Annotated in this window: 13 protein-coding genes and 1 pseudogene; 7 read left to right on the top strand and 7 right to left on the bottom strand. The window is 59.9% G+C overall.

Annotation, left to right across the window (positions count from 1 at the left end; all coding sequences use genetic code 11):
• Positions 1–20: 20 nt before the first annotated feature.
• The 3 genes and pseudogenes from HJB91_RS31250 to HJB91_RS14735 form a co-directional block, all read left to right on the top strand.
• Positions 21–239, top strand: a pseudogene (locus HJB91_RS31250) (chemotaxis protein CheB); the annotation flags it as partial.
• Entirely contained in the window at positions 142–618 is a 477-nt protein-coding gene (locus tag HJB91_RS14740) for a chemotaxis protein CheB (RefSeq protein WP_221155124.1), read from the top strand. The pseudogene HJB91_RS31250 and the gene HJB91_RS14740, both read left to right, overlap by 98 nt.
• A gap of 155 nt (positions 619–773) precedes the next feature.
• Positions 774–3,074 carry a heavy metal translocating P-type ATPase gene (locus HJB91_RS14735; protein ID WP_221155123.1) on the top strand — a complete coding sequence of 767 codons (2,301 nt, stop codon included), beginning with the start codon at positions 774–776 and terminating at the stop codon, positions 3,072–3,074.
• A gap of 20 nt (positions 3,075–3,094) precedes the next feature.
• Here HJB91_RS14735 and HJB91_RS14730 read toward each other — a convergent pair whose 3' ends face one another.
• On the bottom strand, positions 3,095–3,262 hold the full coding sequence (locus HJB91_RS14730; RefSeq protein ID WP_221155122.1) for a hypothetical protein: 168 nt from the start codon (positions 3,260–3,262) through the stop codon (positions 3,095–3,097).
• A gap of 221 nt (positions 3,263–3,483) precedes the next feature.
• Here HJB91_RS14730 and groL point away from each other — a divergent pair, with 221 nt between their 5' ends.
• A complete protein-coding gene (gene groL, locus HJB91_RS14725) occupies positions 3,484–5,103 on the top strand; it encodes a chaperonin GroEL (RefSeq protein WP_210631964.1) in 1,620 nt (539 codons plus the stop codon).
• 47 nt (positions 5,104–5,150) lie between these two features.
• Here the strand turns inward: groL and HJB91_RS14720 are convergent, their stop codons facing one another.
• Positions 5,151–6,179, bottom strand: coding sequence for a glucokinase (locus HJB91_RS14720; RefSeq protein WP_247241770.1), 1,029 nt, complete (start codon positions 6,177–6,179; stop codon positions 5,151–5,153).
• A gap of 66 nt (positions 6,180–6,245) precedes the next feature.
• Between HJB91_RS14720 and ppsA the strand changes: the two genes are divergently transcribed.
• A complete protein-coding gene (ppsA, locus tag HJB91_RS14715; RefSeq protein ID WP_221155121.1) occupies positions 6,246–8,648 on the top strand; it encodes a phosphoenolpyruvate synthase in 2,403 nt (800 codons plus the stop codon).
• A gap of 124 nt (positions 8,649–8,772) precedes the next feature.
• Here the strand turns inward: ppsA and HJB91_RS14710 are convergent, their stop codons facing one another.
• Together HJB91_RS14710 and HJB91_RS14705 are read right to left on the bottom strand one after the other, a co-directional pair.
• Positions 8,773–9,420 carry a phosphoribosyltransferase gene (locus HJB91_RS14710; RefSeq protein ID WP_221155120.1) on the bottom strand — a complete coding sequence of 216 codons (648 nt, stop codon included), beginning with the start codon at positions 9,418–9,420 and terminating at the stop codon, positions 8,773–8,775.
• A 105-nt stretch (positions 9,421–9,525) separates the two neighbouring features.
• On the bottom strand, positions 9,526–10,362 hold the full coding sequence (locus tag HJB91_RS14705; protein WP_221147010.1) for a universal stress protein: 837 nt from the start codon (positions 10,360–10,362) through the stop codon (positions 9,526–9,528).
• Between the two features lie 776 nt (positions 10,363–11,138).
• Here HJB91_RS14705 and HJB91_RS14700 point away from each other — a divergent pair.
• A complete protein-coding gene (locus HJB91_RS14700) occupies positions 11,139–12,014 on the top strand; it encodes a bile acid:sodium symporter family protein (RefSeq protein WP_221155119.1) in 876 nt (291 codons plus the stop codon).
• Here HJB91_RS14700 and HJB91_RS14695 read toward each other — a convergent pair.
• On the bottom strand, positions 12,001–13,296 hold the full coding sequence (locus tag HJB91_RS14695; RefSeq protein ID WP_210631959.1) for a DUF2254 domain-containing protein: 1,296 nt from the start codon (positions 13,294–13,296) through the stop codon (positions 12,001–12,003). The genes HJB91_RS14700 and HJB91_RS14695 overlap by 14 nt on opposite strands.
• 492 nt (positions 13,297–13,788) lie before the next feature.
• Here HJB91_RS14695 and HJB91_RS14690 point away from each other — a divergent pair, with 492 nt between their 5' ends.
• Positions 13,789–14,331: a host attachment protein gene (locus tag HJB91_RS14690; RefSeq protein WP_247241769.1), complete on the top strand. Its 543-nt coding sequence runs from the start codon at positions 13,789–13,791 to the stop codon at positions 14,329–14,331.
• Between the two features lie 188 nt (positions 14,332–14,519).
• Here HJB91_RS14690 and HJB91_RS14685 read toward each other — a convergent pair whose 3' ends face one another.
• Both HJB91_RS14685 and mgtA read right to left on the bottom strand, forming a co-directional pair.
• Complete coding sequence (locus HJB91_RS14685) at positions 14,520–15,038, bottom strand: Hsp20/alpha crystallin family protein (RefSeq protein ID WP_210631958.1); 519 nt, start codon at positions 15,036–15,038, stop codon at positions 14,520–14,522.
• 183 nt (positions 15,039–15,221) lie between these two features.
• The gene (gene mgtA / locus HJB91_RS14680) at positions 15,222–17,828 is read right to left on the bottom strand and encodes a magnesium-translocating P-type ATPase (protein WP_221155118.1); all 2,607 of its coding nucleotides are present in this window, start codon (positions 17,826–17,828) and stop codon (positions 15,222–15,224) included.
• Positions 17,829–17,866 lie beyond the last annotated feature (38 nt).

The following is a 17,866-nucleotide window of genomic DNA, read 5'->3' as shown; positions in this document are numbered from 1 at the left end:
ACGGATGGTCGAGGTAGATCATGAAACGGGATGTTGTCGCTATCGGAGCCTCTGCGGGTGGAATTGAAGCCGTTTCGAAGTTACTGAGTTATTTGCCGGCAGAACTCCCAGCCGCTGTCTTGGTCGTCATCCATCGACCAATTGAGCCGCCGAGTTACCTGCCTGAGGTTCTCGCACGACTATGCGCGCTTCCAGTGCGCTTCGCACGCGAAGGCGAAGCAACTCGAACACGGCACCTGTCTGTTGAGCCCGCCTGGCCGGCACCTGAGCGTGTCGAAGGATTGCCGAGTACATTTGTTGGCCGATGGCTTCTATCGAGCCCACAACGTCGACGCCCTTTTCATGTCTCTTGCCGCCGCAATTGCCCCGCGTACGATCGGCGTGATCCTTTCGGGCGCCCTGAAAGATGGAACGCTAGGCCTGAAGTTCCTGAAAGAAGCTGGCGGCATCGCTTTGGTGCAAGATCCGGCGGAAGCCTCCTTTCCGGACATGCCGGAGAATGCGGCGATGCACGACGGGGAGATCGATCTGATCGGTCCCATCGAAACCCTTGCTGAATTCATCTGCGAGCAGGTCGGGCTTCAACCTCTATCCCTGGGCGCGCCCCCCGCAGGATGATCATGCTCAAGGTTTGACCGATCGGCGTGGACTAGTGATGTATTCGGCTTTCCCAATGCGGGCGCAGTCCGAGTGTCCGGAGTGCAAGGGGTCTCCGGCCATATTCGTCACGTCTGCTTCGGGAGGCCGTGGTTCAGAAACGGAGAAACGTCCACATGCGGATGCCCGGCTGGCGTGTCGCCAAAGCATGGATGCTGCCATTGGTAACATTGGCTCTGGTCGGCGGTGGATTGGCCAGATTTGTGGGGCAAGAGAGCCTTGCGACGCAATTTTGGACGACGGGCACAGCAGTCGTCTTTGCGGTGCTCGTCATCGATATCGGCATTGGTCTGCACAGGAAGGATTTCGGCCTGGATCTCATCGCGGCGCTGGCGATGGGCGGGGCCATCCTGTTTGGAGAGTATCTGGCCGGGATTGTCGTGGCACTCATGTTTACTGGCGGGCAGTTCCTGGAGAACTTCGCGCAAAACAGGGCAAGCCGGGAGATGACAGCACTGCTGAGCCGGGTGCCAACGCGCGCGGCCCGGTATCAAGACAGCCGCATCGAGGATGTTGCGGTGTCGGCCATCGCGCCTGGCGATCTCGTTCTGGTCCGCCGCGGCGAAGTTGTTCCCGTCGATGGCATTGTCGCGGGCAACCTTGCCGTCCTAGATGAATCCGCACTGACGGGCGAGGCGCTGCCTATCCGACGGCAATCTGGACAGGCGGTGATGAGCGGCTCCACGAATGCCGGCGATGCGTTCGACCTGAAGGCGACGAGCGCGGCTGCCGACAGCACCTATGCCGGCGTCATCCGGCTGGTCGAGGCAGCACAGCGGACGAAAGCGCCGATCGTGCGATTGGCGGCCAAATTCGGTTTGGCCTTCCTGGCCCTCACCTTGTCGATTGCCGCTTCGGCCTGGGCACTGACCGGCGAGGCAACCCGGGCTCTTGCCGTCATCGTGGTGGCGACGCCCTGTCCGCTGATACTCGCCGTACCCGTCGCCATCGTGTCCGGCATCTCGCGCTGCGCAAAGAAGGGCGTCCTGGTGAAAGACGGAGGCGCCCTTGAAGCCCTTGCTGCCGCGAGGACGGTGCTTCTCGACAAGACGGGAACGGTTACCGATGGTCGGGCCCGCCTGATTGAGATCAAGGCACGCGGCGACCTCGATCCGCTCGACCTCTTGAGGGTGGCGGCATCGCTGGATCAGAGCTCGCCTCATGTCGTGGCCCAGGCCCTCGTGGCCGCCGCCCGTGAACGGGGGCTGCGGCTTGATGTACCCAGCGGCGTCCGGGAAACGGCAGGCTCAGGATTGACGGGCCGCGTCGCCGGGCGAGAGGTCGTGGTCGGCGGCTGGGCTTTCGCGAGCACAGGCATTGAGGACTCGGACTTTCGCCGCGAGATCGAGGCATGGATACGGCGCGACGGAACGGTCGCAGTCGTTGTGACAATAGACGGCGCCCTGGCCGGGGCGATGCTTCTGGCAGACCAGATTCGTCCCGAAGCGGGTTACGTATTGCGGCATCTGCGCGAGACCGGCATTGCGCGCATCGTTCTCGTTACCGGCGATCGCGCCGATCTCGCTGCAGGTGTTGGCGCATTCCTCGGAGTGGATGACGTCATCAGCGAAATGAAGCCCGAGGACAAGACGAACGCGGTCGACAAGGAGCGGGTGAGAGGCCGTCCCGTGCTGATGATCGGCGATGGGGTCAATGATGCGCCCGCGCTTGCCGCCGCCGATGTCGGCATAGCAATGGGAGCGCGCGGTGCCGCTGCTTCGTCCGAAGCGGCGGATGTCGTGATCCTGGTCGATCGTCTGGACAGGCTGGTCGGTGCCCTCCATATCGCACGCCGCTCGCGCGCGATCGCGCTACAGAGCGTTTATGCCGGCATGGCCCTTTCGGTCGCAGGCATGATTGCTGCCGCCCTCGGTTATCTGACGCCGGTCGAAGGAGCGCTTTTTCAGGAGGCGATCGATGTCGCCGTCATCCTGAATGCCCTGCGCGCCCTGGGGCCACCTGTCTCCTTCGCCATGGCCTCGCCGCGGTTGAGCAACGAAGACCTGCAGAGACTGGAGGCCGAGCATAAGGCATTGGCTGACGTGGTCGACGATATTGGCATGACGGCAGATCGAATTGCACGCCTGCCACAGGAAGAGGCAATAGACGAGCTCCAAAGGCTGGATCGCGGGCTGCGCGACCGTCTCCTTCCCCACGAGAAGAGGGACGAACAGGTTTACGCGCGGCTTCGCCAAAAAAACGCCAAGCCTGACATTCTGGCCGGAATGAGCCGGACGCACATGGAAATTCAGCGGCAAATTCACAACCTCACCGTCATGCGCAAGGCGTTCGACGGCAAGGCGCCGACAGAGGCGCAGCTTCATGAGGTCCAGCGGCTGCTGCACGGGCTGGAGGCGATCACACGTCTTCATTTTGCGCAGGAGGAGGAGATCTATCGCTCGCTGGAGGTCGAGTGAGGGGTCCCAGCCAGCACGGGCTACTGCGGTGTCGAACCCATCAGCGGCGCATTTCGCTGATCGTGCTCGATCATAGCTTTGATCGCTGGGATGCTGAAGACGGCCGCAACCATCAGAATGAGAACGATCAACAGGAGGTGATCGATGATAAGCCATCGCAGCCATCGTCCCGCGGAGAAGTGGTTCACGGCCTTGCTCCAATCGTAGCTGGTGAGCCAGTGAGAACGATTGTCTTCACGGCAACAGTCTAGAGGGCGCCATCGAAGAGGCATTGCGCAGGATCAAATTGCCGCCGCGCCGATTTCCTGGCGGCCGCTTTTGACGCCGGTCAATTTCATCACCGCGGATCTATGTCATTGATATCGTGCCAGCCTGTCAGGCGAGGTCATGACAACTTGGGGATAGGGCAATGCCGCACAAACAAGTTCTCTTTCATGCAGAGGCCAGGAGTAAGGTTCTTCAGGGGGCAACCAGACTGGCAGACGCCGTTCGCATCACCCTCGGCCCGCGTTCCAAGTCGGTTCTGATCGAGAAAAAGTGGGCTGCTCCCATCGTTTGCAATGACGGGGTGACGATCGCCAAGGAATTCGATCTGAAGGATCCCGAGGAAAATCTCGGCGCCCGCATGTTGCGCGCCGCTGCCGAGAAGACAGGAGATGTGGTTGGAGACGGAACAAGCACATCCACCGTGCTTGCGCACGCGATCTTGGCGGATGGTCACCGCAATGTCGTGGCGGGCGCGAGCGCCATCGACCTCAAGCGTGGCCTCGACCGCGCCGTCAACCGCACCATCAAGGCATTGCGGGATCTTTCCAGGCCGGTGACCACTGACAAGGAAAAACAGCAGGTTGCGGCGATCTCCGCACACAATGACGAAACCATCGGCCAGCTGGTCGCCGAAGCCATGACGCAAGTCGGCAAGGAAGGTGTCATCACCGTCGAGGAATCGAAGACGATGGAAACCCGGCTGGATGTCGTGGAAGGCACGCAATTCGACCGCGGCTATATCTCGCCCTATTTTGCGACGGATCCGGAAAAGATGGAATCCGTTCTCGAGGATGCTCGGATCTTGATCTTCGACAGGAAGATCTCTGCGCTTGGCGACTTGGTCGGCCTGCTCGAAGAAATCGCCAAGTCGGGCAGGCCGCTCCTCGTCATCGCCGAGGACGTGGAAAGCGAGGCGCTTGCCACTTTGATCGTCAACCAGATCCGCGGCACCTTCCGCAACTGCGCCGTCAAAGCGCCCGGCTTCGGTGACCGCCGCAAGGCAATGCTGCAGGATCTGGCGATCCTCACCGGCGCTCAGCTCATTTCGGAAGACCTCGGATTCAAGCTCGATAAGACGACGCTGGAGCAGCTCGGCACGGCGACGCGCGTTGTCGTGGATAAGGACACCACCACGATCATCGGGGGCGGCGGCTCGCAGCAGGCGATCAGGGCAAGGGGCGAGCAGATCCGCAAGGAGATTGAGACGACCACCAGCGACTATGACAAGGAGAAGCTGCAGGAACGGCTGGCGAAGCTTTCCGGTGGGGTGGCCGTCATTCGCGTTGGTGCTCCTGCGGAAGCGGAGGTGAAGGCCAAGAAGGAAGCTCTCGACGACGCGATCAATGCCACCAAGGCGGCGGTTGAGGAGGGTATCGTTCCCGGCGGCGGGCTTGCGCTCTTGCGCTGCATCGCGGCTGTGGCCGAGGAAGAACAGCTCTGCGATGGGGATGAGCGGACGGGCGTACAGATCCTGAAGCGTGCTCTGGAAGTCCCGGCGCGGCAGATTGCCGAGAACTCGGCTGTCGATGGCGGTGTCGTTGTTGCCAGGATGCTCGAAAGTCAGGGCGCGATCGGCTTCGACGCAGCGCGGAACCGCTATGTCGATCTCCTGCAGGAAGGCATTATCGATCCGACCAAGGTCGTGCGCGTCGCATTGGAAAACGCGGTCTCCGTCGCCAGCATATTGCTGCTGACGGAGGCGACGATGACGGAGATTCCCGAACCCGCCCGTCAGCCGACTGCGCCGCCGATGGAGATGTAGAGCCGGTCGACGCCGGCCGGACTTTGCGTGAGATTCTTTCGTGGCAATCAGGAAAGCGCCAGGGCGGCGCCGCGCAGGGCAACGTTCGAAGCGGTCACGATGTGGACCGGCACAGTCGACGCGAAGCCTGCTGGGCCGCCTGCAGCCATGAACGAGGCGGCGAATGTTCCCTCCGTCAGAACGTTCCGCAGATCGTTCGGCAGGCTGCCGGCCAGATAAAGTCCTCCCTCTGCGCCGTAAGCAGCAGCCAGGTCGCCGGCCAAGCGCCCGAGCCAAGTGGCAAAACGTTGGAGCGTTTCCCTCGCATGGGGGTCCGGCTCTTCGAGCGACGCGGCTTCGATGATCTCCGATACGCCCCAAGCTGATGCACTGAGACCGGCATGCTGCCGCAGCGCATCGTAAACACCGGCAAGCCCGGTTGAAGTCAGAACATTCCTTAGCACCATTCTGCCCGGTCCGCGTCGTATGCTATTGAGGACGAGGAGCTCATCCCCGTCTTCGGCACCGAACGAAATGTCGCCGGCTCGGCCCAATACGGCTTTCCAACCCGGGCCAACCGGAACGGCGGCAGCGACCTCCACGTCCCTTTCCACCAGCAGGATGGCTTTCGGTCCGACCCGCGGGGGCATTGCTTCGCCGATCCGCAGAAGGTCGTGCTGCGTCAGCAGCGGCACGGATCGACAGACTGCTTCGATGTCGCGCATAAGGCTGACTGTGGGAATGGAAAAGGCGTCGTGCAGCTGTTTGGCGGTAAAACTCCAGGGATGATGAAGGAGGCGAGCCTGGCCTCCGGCGACGTCGCCGGCCACGGCGAGGCTCATCCTCGCCGGCCGGTCCTGCAGCGACGTGAGATAAGCATCGATCGCCAGTTCGATCGAGTCGAATTCGGCGGTTCGAAAGTTGACATAGTGGTCCATCGCCAGTTCATCGATATCGGCCACCGCAAAGCGCAAGTGGGTCGGGCCGATCTCCCCGACAACGGCGTGACGATCTGAAAGGGTCGGCATGTTGGGTCTCCACATTCTTAAACTTTTCCCAGTCTGCGCCAGCTGCTGCGCCCTGGCCTTGATTTTCATCAAGGTCGAAGGAGGCGAGCCCGTCTACTCTCGGCGCAGTTCAAGGGGGCAGGCCGGGAGCGTGTCATGGGTGGCAGGATGGAACAGGTGATCTGGTTTGAGCATCTCCGGCGCGGCGACATCGCCCGAGTGGGCGGCAAAAATGCCTCGCTGGGGGAAATGATCCAGGATCTCGCGCCGAAAGGAATTGCCGTACCCGCGGGTTTCGCCACCACCGCCGATGCCTACTGGCATTATGTCGACGCCAATGGTATTCGGGGCGAGATCGCCGCACGCATCGCCGACTGGCACCAGGGCAAAGCGAGCTTGGCTGAAACCGGTTCGGCCATACGCAAGCTTTTCCTGCGCGGCGACTGGCCAGAGGACCTGGCGAACACCATCCGAACCGCTTACGCAGAGCTTTCGAAGCGCATCGGAAGCGAAGATGTCGCCGTTGCTGTTCGCTCCAGCGCCACGGCCGAAGATCTGCCGGATGCGAGCTTTGCCGGGCAGCAGGAAAGTTTCTTGAATATTCGCGGTGAGCGTTCGCTTCTCGATGCCTGCCGGCGCTGCTACGCTTCCCTATTCACCGACAGGGCGATCTCCTATCGCCAGACGAAGGGCTTTGAGCATCTGAAAGTCGCACTCTCGATCGGCATCCAGCAGATGGTCCGGTCGGATCTCGGCGGCTCCGGCGTCATGTTCTCCATCGACACGGAAACCGGCTTCGACAAAATCGTGCTGATCAATGCCGCCTGGGGGCTCGGTGAGAATGTCGTCCAGGGCGCCGTCGACCCGGATGAATACCAAGTGTTCAAGCCGTTTCTTGCAAAGGGCTCTCTCCGCCCCATCATCGCCCGCAAGTGCGGCGCAAAGGCAAAGAAGATGATCTATGGATCGGCCGAAGAGCCTACCCTCAACGTTCCGACCTCGAAAGCCGAACGGGCAAGCTATGTGCTTGACGATGAAGCGGTGCTCAAGCTCGCCCGCTGGGCGTCGCTCATCGAGCAGCACTACGGCTGTCCGATGGACATGGAATGGGCCCGTAACGGCGAGGCCGGAGAACTCTTCATCGTGCAGGCGCGGCCGGAAACAGTTCAGTCGAGGCACAGGACAGGGGTCTTCAGGAGCTACAGCATCAAACAGAAAGGCAGGAAGCTTGTCGAAGGTCTGGCGATCGGTGACGCCATCGTCTCGGGCCGAGTCTGCCTCATTGAAACGGCCAAGGATATCGATCAATTCATCGACGGTTCGGTATTGGTAACTGCGACGACCGACCCGGACTGGATGCCGATCATGAAACGGGCGGCGGCGATCGTTACCGATCACGGGGGCCGCACTTCTCATGCCGCAATTGTCAGCCGCGAGCTTGGCCTGCCGGCGGTGGTGGGGACCGGCAACGCGACGCTGCTGCTGCATACGGGCGAGGAGGTGACTGTGTCCTGCGCGGAGGGGGACGAAGGGTTCGTCTATGACGGGGCTGCCGAATACGAGTCCGAAACGTTCGATGCCCACGACCTGTCGGCGACGCAGACCGAAGTGATGCTGAATCTTGCAAATCCGGGTACGGCCTTCCGCTGGTGGCGGCTGCCCGCTGATGGCGTCGGCCTTGCCCGGATGGAATTCGTCATCAGCAACGCCATCCGCATCCATCCGATGGCGCTTGTCCACTTCGACAGCCTGAAGGACGAGGCTGCCCGGAACGAGATCGCGGCGCTGACGCAGGGTTATGACGACAAGTCGGAATATTTCGTCGACAATCTCGCGCGTGGCCTTGCCCGTATCACCGCTGTGGTCCACCCCAATCCCGCCATCGTCCGGCTGAGCGATTTCAAGACGAATGAATATGCCGGGCTTCTGGGCGGGGCTGAGTTCGAGCCCAAGGAAGAAAATCCGATGCTCGGCTTCCGCGGTGCCTCCCGCTACTATTCACCTCGCTACCGTGAGGGTTTTGCGCTGGAATGCCGCGCCATTCGCAAGCTGCGCAACGAGATGGGTTTTGCCAATGTCGTCGTCATGGTTCCCTTCTGCCGGTCGGTCGAAGAAGCTGAGAAGGTGCTGCAGGTCATGGCGGAAAGCGGCTTGAAGCGCGGCGAGGACGGACTGAAGATCTATGTCATGTGCGAGATACCCTCAAACGTCATTCTTGCTAAGGATTTCGCCCGCTATTTCGATGGCTTCTCCATCGGCTCAAACGATCTCACGCAACTGACGCTCGGCGTCGATCGAGACGCGGGCGATCTCGCCGATCTATTTGACGAGCAGGATCCGGCGGTAAAGTGGATGATTTCGAGAGTGATCACCGAAGCCAGAAAGGCCGGCGTCAAGATCGGCATTTGCGGCCAGGCGCCGAGCGACTACCCCGACTTTGCCGCCTACCTCGTCGAATGCGGGATCGACAGCATTTCCGTCACGCCGGACAGCTTCGTGGCTGTAAAACAGAAAGTGGCGGAGGCTGAGCGGTGCAGGGAGCAGACCGTTCGGGGGTGATTGCAGACGAGACCGGAATGAAGCCCCTGCGTCTATATCTTGCTGTGCCGTGCCTCTCGAGCGCGATTATTCGGCGGGGAGCGCCGCGCGCCATACAGATAAGACGCTGGATTAACCGACGCAATCAGTGTGCCGCCGGTGCAAGCTGCTTGAAGCAGCGGATGACATCTTCGTCTGACAGCTGAGGAAAGTGGAAGTAGAAATCACCGACCGCGCGGAAGGACAGCCCGACCTCAAGGCAAACCACCTCTTCGACCTCGTCCTCGAGATCGGCGACCACCTTTGCCGGCGCAACGGGAACGGCAATGATGATGCGTTCGACCCCGCATTGTCTGATTGCCATCGCCGCTGCCTTCATCGTGGCACCGGTAGCGATGCCATCGTCCGCCAGGATGACGGTCCTGCCTTCGATGTCGATATCGGGCAAAATGCCCTTGAACACGGATCTGCGGCGCGCGATTTCTTTCAACTCCATATCCGTGGCGGATTGAAAGACGGCGTCCGAGATGTCGGTTTGGCGTATGATGTCGTCGTTCTTGAAGATACAGGGGTGCGGTCCGTCGACGACCGCGCCCATAGCAACTTCAGACATTGCGGGCACTCCAATTTTCCTCACGAACACCATCGTCATTGGCGCGTCCAGAGCGCTGGCGATCTCGTAAGCAATTGGAATGCCTCCGCGCGGAAGGCCTACGACGACGACGTCTCGCCCACGATACCGGAGCAGGGCTGCAGCAAGTGCCCGACCAGCATCCTTTCTATCCTTGAACATCGTAAATCTCCTTTCGGCGCGCTTCTGAGCGCACATCGTTCTTTGGATCAATGGCCTCGGCCTACAGTGCGACTTGTTCCTGCAATACTGATCCCGATGCCTGCGCTAGTGACCGAGGAAAAGCGGCCGACTGCACGTCTCAATCATCGATCGCGTCACGCCGCCGAAAATGCGTTCGCGCAATCGGGAGTGGCTATATGCGCCCATGACAATCAGATCGGCCCCCATTTCCGCGGCGCGTTGCTTGAGGATGTCCTGGACGGGCCTTCCTCTGCTCATGACGGTTTCCGCCGTGACAGGCACGCCTTGTCGTGCAAGATAGGCAGCGATATCGGCACCCGGATCTTCGCCGCCGGGCGATGCCTTTGCCAAAGGATCGACCAGAACAAGACGCACTTCGCCGGCGCGCTGGAGAATTGGAAGGGCCTGCTGAACCGCGCGGGCCGCTTCTCTCCGGGAGTTCCAGGCGATCAGAACGGTGCGAGGGGTGAACTCGGCGGGCTGATCCGTCGGGTTCAAAAGCAGAGGGGCGGGCGCCTGAAACAAGGCTCCGCCGATGATCCGCGGGCAGAGATCGCGATCGCGGGCAGCCCGCCGGCCGACAAGAGTCAGATCGACATACAGCGCTCTTTCGGCGATCGCCTCGTCCGCCCAGGCGCCCTCCGTGTAGAGGTCCTGAACATCAAACGAAAGCCCCGAAGAGGCAAGCTGCTCTTCCACATGCCTCGTCTGCTCCGCAAGCTTCGCGATGTCGCCTCCGCGTTCCTCCAGCCAGACGGCTGAAATCTCCTCGGCAGATGCGCCAAAGGGCGGTGGCGCTGCCATGGCCGCCACCACAACCGACAAGTGCGCGCCAATCGTCTGACCACTGACGATGGCGTCCTTGATGTCGTCTTGAAAGTCGTTGACGCCAAGCACGACCAGTATCGTTTTGTAAGGCAATCTTATGCCTCCTTCTTTGGGCTGCACGCCGCAAGTCTAGTCCGCCTGCTTGCGGGCGCTTTGACTCACGTCAAGACGTGGAAGCCTTCATCCATGATCCGCCCCCTGCGAGGCAGAAACAGGCCCGTCACCTGCGGGGCTTTCACAATGGAGATGAATGCTGATCACATTTTGACCCGCATCAATGAGAAACGGCGTTAAGAGATGTCTTCTTGAAGCGCTCCAGCCGAGATGATGGTCGCTACCGCGTTTGGTCGGACGAAAGCGACTACGACATCCCTGGCGTTGATCGCACCCCATGAAAGAAAGGGGGATGAAATGAGCCAAGTTGTCTCGCGGACGGCAGAGGCATTGCTAGCCGGCGCAGGATGCCCGGATGTCCTTCGCGGTGGTGTGGACTTTCGCCTTGAGCGAACGAGCAATGATGACTGGCAGATAACGGCCGTGTCACCCCGCGCCCACGCCTGGATGCGTGACGAATTATGCGGCCCCTTCGCTCAATGCTTCAATGACGTCGTCCGAGCAGATGCTCTCAGCGCGAACTCTTTCGTGAAAGAGGCGCACGAAAGGGGATTGCGAACTGAATTCATTGGCCGCAGCGGCAAGGATCTATTTTAGCCTTTGGGGCACTAAACCGGCCGCTTAGGCAATCATTTGAAAGACCTAGGACCGCCACCGCACGCCAGGATTTGCCACCTCGGCGAGAGCACCGACGGCGCATAGCCACAGGGCAACAGACCGAGAGAGCGGAGCTCTCCGGCGGAGAGGAGAAGAACATGATATCGGAGTTACTTAGATACACCTTACAGGTCGCGCTGATCTCGTTCATGCTTGGCAGCCTGGCAGATGTCGGCCTTAAACTTGATGTCAGGGATGCCTGGACTGCACTGCATGACAAGGAATTCGTCGTCCCCAGCGTATTGTCAGGCTTCGTTCTGGGGCCAATCCTTGCCATTGTCATCGCAAGATTGCTCGCCTTGCCGGAACCTTACGCCATCGGTTTGCTGCTGCTGGGCTTGGCGCCGTGTGCGCCATTCATGCCAATGCTGTCTGACGTTGCGAAAGGAGACGCCGCCTATACGGCGGCGTTCATCCTGATTGCTGCTCTTGGTACAATCCTCTTGATGCCGATCGCACTTCCCGTTGTTGCCCCAGGCCTCCACGCGGGTGTAGGTGTGATCGCACGGCCGCTCCTGCTTCTCATTCTCGCACCTTTCGGCATTGGAATAGCAGTGCGTCAACTGTCGAACAGGTGGGCGGATAGGTGCGACCCGATTATTAGGAAACTGGTCGCCTTCAGCACTATCGTATTGCTTTCCGTCGCGTTCCTGCAGAATTGGGACCACATTCTCAGCGCCATAGGAACCTGGGCGATAGCAGCACAGTTTATCTACTACTGCGCGCTGGCTCTGGGCTCCTACGCCGTTTCGTTCAGGCTTCCTCGCGAGAAGCGAGGCGTAGTCACACTTGGGGTCTGTACCAGGAACGTCGGGGCGGCACTCGCCCCATTGTCAGCAGTTGCCAATGCCGATCCGCGATCCAGCACGATGTGCATCCTGGCAGCCTTCATCACTCTGGCGGTCGGATTTGCCGTAGCGAAAATATTGGCTCGACTGGCGCCGAGGCCCGATTTGGCGATCAATACTGGCTAACTCCGCTTGTCCGCTCGGCAGCCCCTCCGAGTCCCTGCGAGTCTGGTGTGCGTGCCAGCGCCAAATCTTCAGGAAAGACGTATGTCCTCTCGAGCATCCGGTCGATGAGGTCCAGTTCAGCGAGCAGCGCCGGGCGCCGGTCCTGAGGCAAAATTTGCAGGGCATATTCGATCAGGGCTCGCAGACGGCGGGCGATCTGAAAGTTTTCCGCGCCGTATAAGCGTATCTCGCTGAAGGTCAGCTGCACGAAATCCTCCCAATTCGGCGTCCTGCAGATAAACCGCAGTTTGCCGGATTTTCCGCGGATCTCATCGCCGAGAAGATGCCTTCCTCCCACGAAGCAAAGAAGGCGTTGAAGCTGATCGATCGCGAGAACGGCCGTTGTGGGATCGTTGATGGCCTTTGATAGAGCTTTGATTCCGATATCGACGATGATCCTGAAGGCAAATGTCGCATCCTGTTCGAGCGTGCGTTCCGGCCCGAAAGCGACCAAGGCTGTCACTACGCTATCCGGGGGCAGACCCTCGCCGTACAGGCGGAAAAGAATTTCGCCCGCACCAACGAAATCGCCGACTTTTGGCACCAGCTCGATGATCGAGTCCGTCCTCTCGGCCAGCGCGACGAGCGCCGTCATATTGACCGCGACCACGACCGCGGAATTGGCCCGATGGTAAACAATTCTATCGGGCGAACTCGTGAACGAGGTCACTCCACGATGGGAGCAGTCACTTTCGGCAGGTGCGGGATAGACTTCCTCAATGACGGCATGACCGCTTTCGCCGACTCTCAAGATGATGCTGACAGGACGCAGCAGGCGGGCCGCGTAGTCTATCAGATACAGGAAGGCCGCAATGGAAAGAAAGCCAAGCAGTCCCGCGATCGCAGAGACACCATGAGGAACGGTCGCATCGAGTCTGGAAAGGGCGCCGGTTGCAAACAGTAATGTAAAAATGAAAAGGCCCACGGTGAATCGGATGGCATTGTCGCGCAAAAGAGTCGTCGCGATGATCCGGGGCGTCAACTGGCCGCCGGCAACTTGAATTGCCACCAGCAGCGATCCGAACGTGAACACCACGAACGTCAAAGTCATTGTAATGATTGTCTCAAGCATCCTTTGCGTGCCCGCCACTTCCCAAGGCCAGAAGTCGATCCAAGGGGTCCAGTTTTCAAAAGCATAGACCAATCGGATGGCGGCGACGTAAAGGAGCAGGGCCACGAAGGGAACGATCCACAAAGAGGATCTGATGTAACTCCTGAAGCTATACCAGCGGTTCCAACGCATCGACTTATCTCACTCCTGAAAATTCTGAGGGCGAAATTTTGCCTTTCAACCATGGTTTATCGCCCGGAAAGATCATTGATGCCGATCAAGACACGGCGTCTATTTTGATCTCGCTTAATGTCCGGCCTGCGGAATGTGCGTAGATTTCGGACGATCCCGTCGCACCTCCAATTGCGAGGGCATACGAGGAAGGGATCACAACAGCAGCGAGCGGAACAAGCTGGCAGGTGGGAAGCCAAGACGATGTACAAGAAAGGGAAATACATCTGCGTCCCCGCACCCTTCGGTCTCTACAGCTGGTCGAAGCGGGCAGCGGTTCACCGGTGGAGGCGGGTGTGACATCGGTTTTTCTGACGCGGAACGAAGCCCGCGGAAGCGCCGCCCGCGCGGCGCGCTCGGCTCACTCTGCCGCCGCTTTCCAGCATGCCTGCAAGACATCCGGCAGACGCGCTCAGCGCAGGTTCCGTTGTGTCGTAAGCGCATGAAGAAGTCTTGATCGAACCGCCGAGGCCTTCTCCGGGCATTGACGCCGATCAAATCGCCAATCCAGCACCCGAGTATGATGAACCGCGCGAAAGAAAGGATATCGCGATGAATCAGAATATCATCTCATACAACGCGCGAGTGCTCGTCATGGACGCGAGAAAAGCCCTGCTTCTGCGCAATGTTGGGACAGCGTCCGACCTATCTCTCGAAGTCGAGCAGGTATTCGAGGCGCCGCACAATGCACCGACCCGTCAACAGGGAACAGATCGTCCCGGCCGGACCGCGAGCGGCAGCCATCGCAGCAGCCTCGGACAGACTGATTTCCATCAGCTTGAAGAAGAGCGGTTCTCTTCCATGGTCGCGGAAAAGTTGGAAATGATCTGCGCCGGCGACAACATTCAGAAGCTTTTTCTCGTGGCTCCCCCGAAGGCCCTTGCCGACTTGCGGCGTGTCATTTCGGAGGGTGTGAGGAAGCGGATCGTGGCCGAATACGACAAGGACCTCGTCAACCTTCCGGTCGACGAAATCGAAAAACATCTGACGTCGTGAACAACGAATTTATCATGGATGGCACGGCAGCGGCCAGGTCGACTCTCCGGTAGCTGATGACTGGCCGGGCAACGGCATCGGCAAAAGCACGGTGGGACGATGTGCATGGCGTTCGGCGATTTCTGTTGCCTCATCGCCAACGAAAACGGGCGTGCATCGCGACGCGCGCCCGTCCGACACGAATCCGATCAAGCGACTTTTATCTCCACCTTCCGCTCGTTTTTTTTGGCATCGGCGCTCTTTGGAAGTCTCACCTTCAGGACGCCCTTGTTGAAGGTGGCCTCCACCTTGTTGGCGTCTACCCCATCTGGGATCTGGAAGGTGCGCTGGAAGGAGCCGTAGCGACGCTCGGACACATGGTATTCCTTCTGCTTATCCTCCTTCTCCTCCTGCTTTTCGCCACGGATTGTCAGGTAGCTGTTGGACAGCGTGACTTCGATGTTCTTTTCATCGAGGCCGGGCATTTCGGCGGTGATCTCGAAGGCGTCGTCCTTTTCGATCACATCGACAGCCGGGGCTGCCCATCCATTCAGCGACGGAAAGCCGCGCGCGAAAATGGATCGGTCAGAGGAACGCCAAGGCGAGGGCACGAAGCCATCGAACAGACGGTCGATCTCGGAGCGCAGCGCTTCGAAGGGGGACCAGATTCCCGCCGACTGGACCGGCTTATCTTCGTTCTTAACAGCAAGTTTGGTTGCATCTGCCATGATTTTTCTCCTGTCTTCCAAGAAGGAGGCCGCATCGAAGCGCCAAGTGGAATTCGGTGCAGCCGACGTCAGCTCGTCATTGAGCATCTCCATTTCAAATCTTTAGGAGCAAGTCAGCATTGACGCGGATCAAGCTTCGTGCGCGGCGGACCTCATACGTGTTCGGCGCAACTCCCAGACGCCTCAGGCGCGTTCTGGCCGGAGACGCCGTGGAGATCTTCGACGTTTCCGGCCTGCGGTGCGGCGTCGTTGGTCCTCGCGTCGGAAGAACCAGTGTTTGGCCAGCTCCGACGACAAAAGATACATCACGCTGATGGAGACGATCCCAAGTATGGTGGGAAGCGGCAAGGGGAGGAAGCCGAACCAGCGCGCGACCGGCAGGAAGGGCAGCGCAAAGGTCACCGAGATGATCACAGCAGACAGAGCGGTGAGCAGGCGCGACGGCCAGCTCTGCCAGAACCTCTTGCGTGTACGGATAATGAAGACGATCAGCAATTCCGTCAGCAGCGATTCAACGAACCACGCCGTCTGGAAATGCCGCTCGCCGGCCCCCACCAGGAAAATCAAAAAGCCGAAGGTCAGGAGATCGAAGAGCGAACTGACCAAGCCGAAGGTGACCATGAACCGTCGTACGGAGCCGATTTCCCAATGACGGGGCCGACGCCTGTCCTCCTCGTCGACATTATCGGTGGCAATCGCGAAGGAGGGGATATCAGAGAGAAAATTATTGAGCAGGACCTGCTGGGCGAGAAGGGGCAGGAAAGGGAGCGCGACGGAGGCCAGCGCCATGCTGATCATATTGCCGAAATTGGCGCTGGTGGTGATCGATATATATTTCATCGTGTTGGCGAAGGTGGTTCGCCCGTCATCAACGCCTTGTACCAGTACGCCGAGATCGCGTTTCAGAAGGACCATATCGGCGGCTTCGCGCGCCACGTCTACGGCGCTGTCGACAGAAATCCCAATATCGGCTTCATATAGGGCGGGGGCGTCGTTGATCCCATCGCCGAGATAGCCGACGACGTGGCCGCGCGACCTGAGGGCCCTTACGATGCTTTCTTTCTGATTGGGATCAATCTCGGCAAAGAGATCGATATGCGCTGCTTTTGCCGCAAGTGCTTGCGAGGAGAGCTTCGATAGGTCCGCCCCCGTAAGAATCAGATCGGATGACAGCCCGATCACGGCAGCGAGGTGGGCGGCGACATAGCGGTTGTCACCGGAAATGACCTTGACCATGATGCCGCGCCTCGCCAGTTCGGAGAGGCAGCGCTGGATCCCCTGCTTCGGCGGATCAAGAAAAAGAAGAAAGCCTTCGAAGCAAAGGCCGTTTTCGTCCGTGCGGGCGTAAGGACCGGGAGTCCTCAAGCGCCGTGTTGCAAGACCGAGAACGCGAAAGCCCTGTTGGCTCCAGCTTTGGAACTTGCCCTCGACCGCAGCTCGGTTCTCCGGATCGAGGGGTGCCTCTTTTCCAGAGTCGCGGATGGTGCTGCAGATCCCCAGGACACCGTCGACCGCCCCTTTGCAGATCAGCACGGTGTGTCCTTCCGGAGACGTGACGATCACCGACAGTCGCTTTCGCACAAAATCGTAGGGAATTTCGTCCCGCTTGGCGAAGAACTGCTCGCGCGCATCAGTGCCCTCTGCGGCGAGGATCGCTTCGTCCAGGGGATTGGTGAGGCCGCTCTGGAGAGTGGCATTGAGACGGGCCAGCAGGAGCACGTCCTGCGATCGCTGTCCGCTCGCATCCAGGCAGCTCTCGAGACGGATGACACCTTCCGTCAATGTCCCGGTCTTGTCGGTGCAAAGAATATCCATGCTGCCGAGGTTCTCGATCGCTTCAAGCCTGCGAACGATGACGCCGTTGGCCGCCATTGCCCTGGCTCCCCGGGCAAGCGTCACACTAATGATGGCGGGCAGCAGCTCGGGCGTGAGGCCGACCGCAAGCGCAAGGGAAAAGAGGATGGAGTCAATCAGCGGGCGGCCGAGCAGCGCGTTTGCGAAGAAGACCAGAATAACCATGACGAACATGATCTCGGTCATCAACAGGCCGAACCGGCGGATACCCCGGGAAAACTCGGTCTCCGGAACCTGACGTTCCAGGCTCTCGGCGATGGAGGCGAATTCCGTGTGGATGCCGGTTTTGACGGTCAGGACGGAAGCCTTGCCGCTGCGCACGGATGTACCGGCGAAAACAACGTTACTGCGCCGGGAAAGAGGCGCACCGGCTTCCGCGATGCCCGGTATCTTCACAGCCGGGAAAGTTTCTCCTGTCAGTACTGCCTCACTGACATTGAGGTCGCGCGCTTCCAGGATGATACCATCGGCGGGGATCAGGCTGCCTGCGGAAAGATGCAGGATGTCGCCTGGCACGACCTCTTCGACGCGAATAGTACTCTCGGCGCCATTGCGCAGGACCACCGTTTTCTGTGACAGGCGCCGCTTGAGCTTTTCCGTCGCCTGCGAAGCCCCGTATTCCTGGAAGAAGCCGAGCAGACAACTGGCCAGCACGATGATCGAGATGATAAGCGTCTCATGCCCTTCGCCCACAAAAGCGGAGATTGCCGCGGCCGCGATGAGGATCAGGACGAGTGGGCTGCGGAACTGCCGCACAAGAGCCGCGGTCGCCGAGTGCCTCCGGTCCTGGCCAAGCGAATTCGGACCGCTGTCCTTCAATCGCCGTGCGACCTCGGAGGTGGAGAGGCCGTCCCGCGAACTGTGCAGCTCCGCCAAGACTGTCTCAGCGGATAAGGACCAGTAGGGCGGCCTCGCGTGATCGGAGATCGTGTCCATTCCAGATCCTTTTCAGCGATTGGCAACCGCGCCTGGCG

Origin of the sequence: Rhizobium sp. NLR10b, assembly GCF_019685435.1 — a bacterium.
Classification (GTDB): Bacteria; Pseudomonadota; Alphaproteobacteria; order Rhizobiales; family Rhizobiaceae; genus Rhizobium.
The sequence above is the reverse complement of the archived record's forward strand: the minus strand, read 5'-3'. Positions and strand labels throughout refer to the sequence as shown.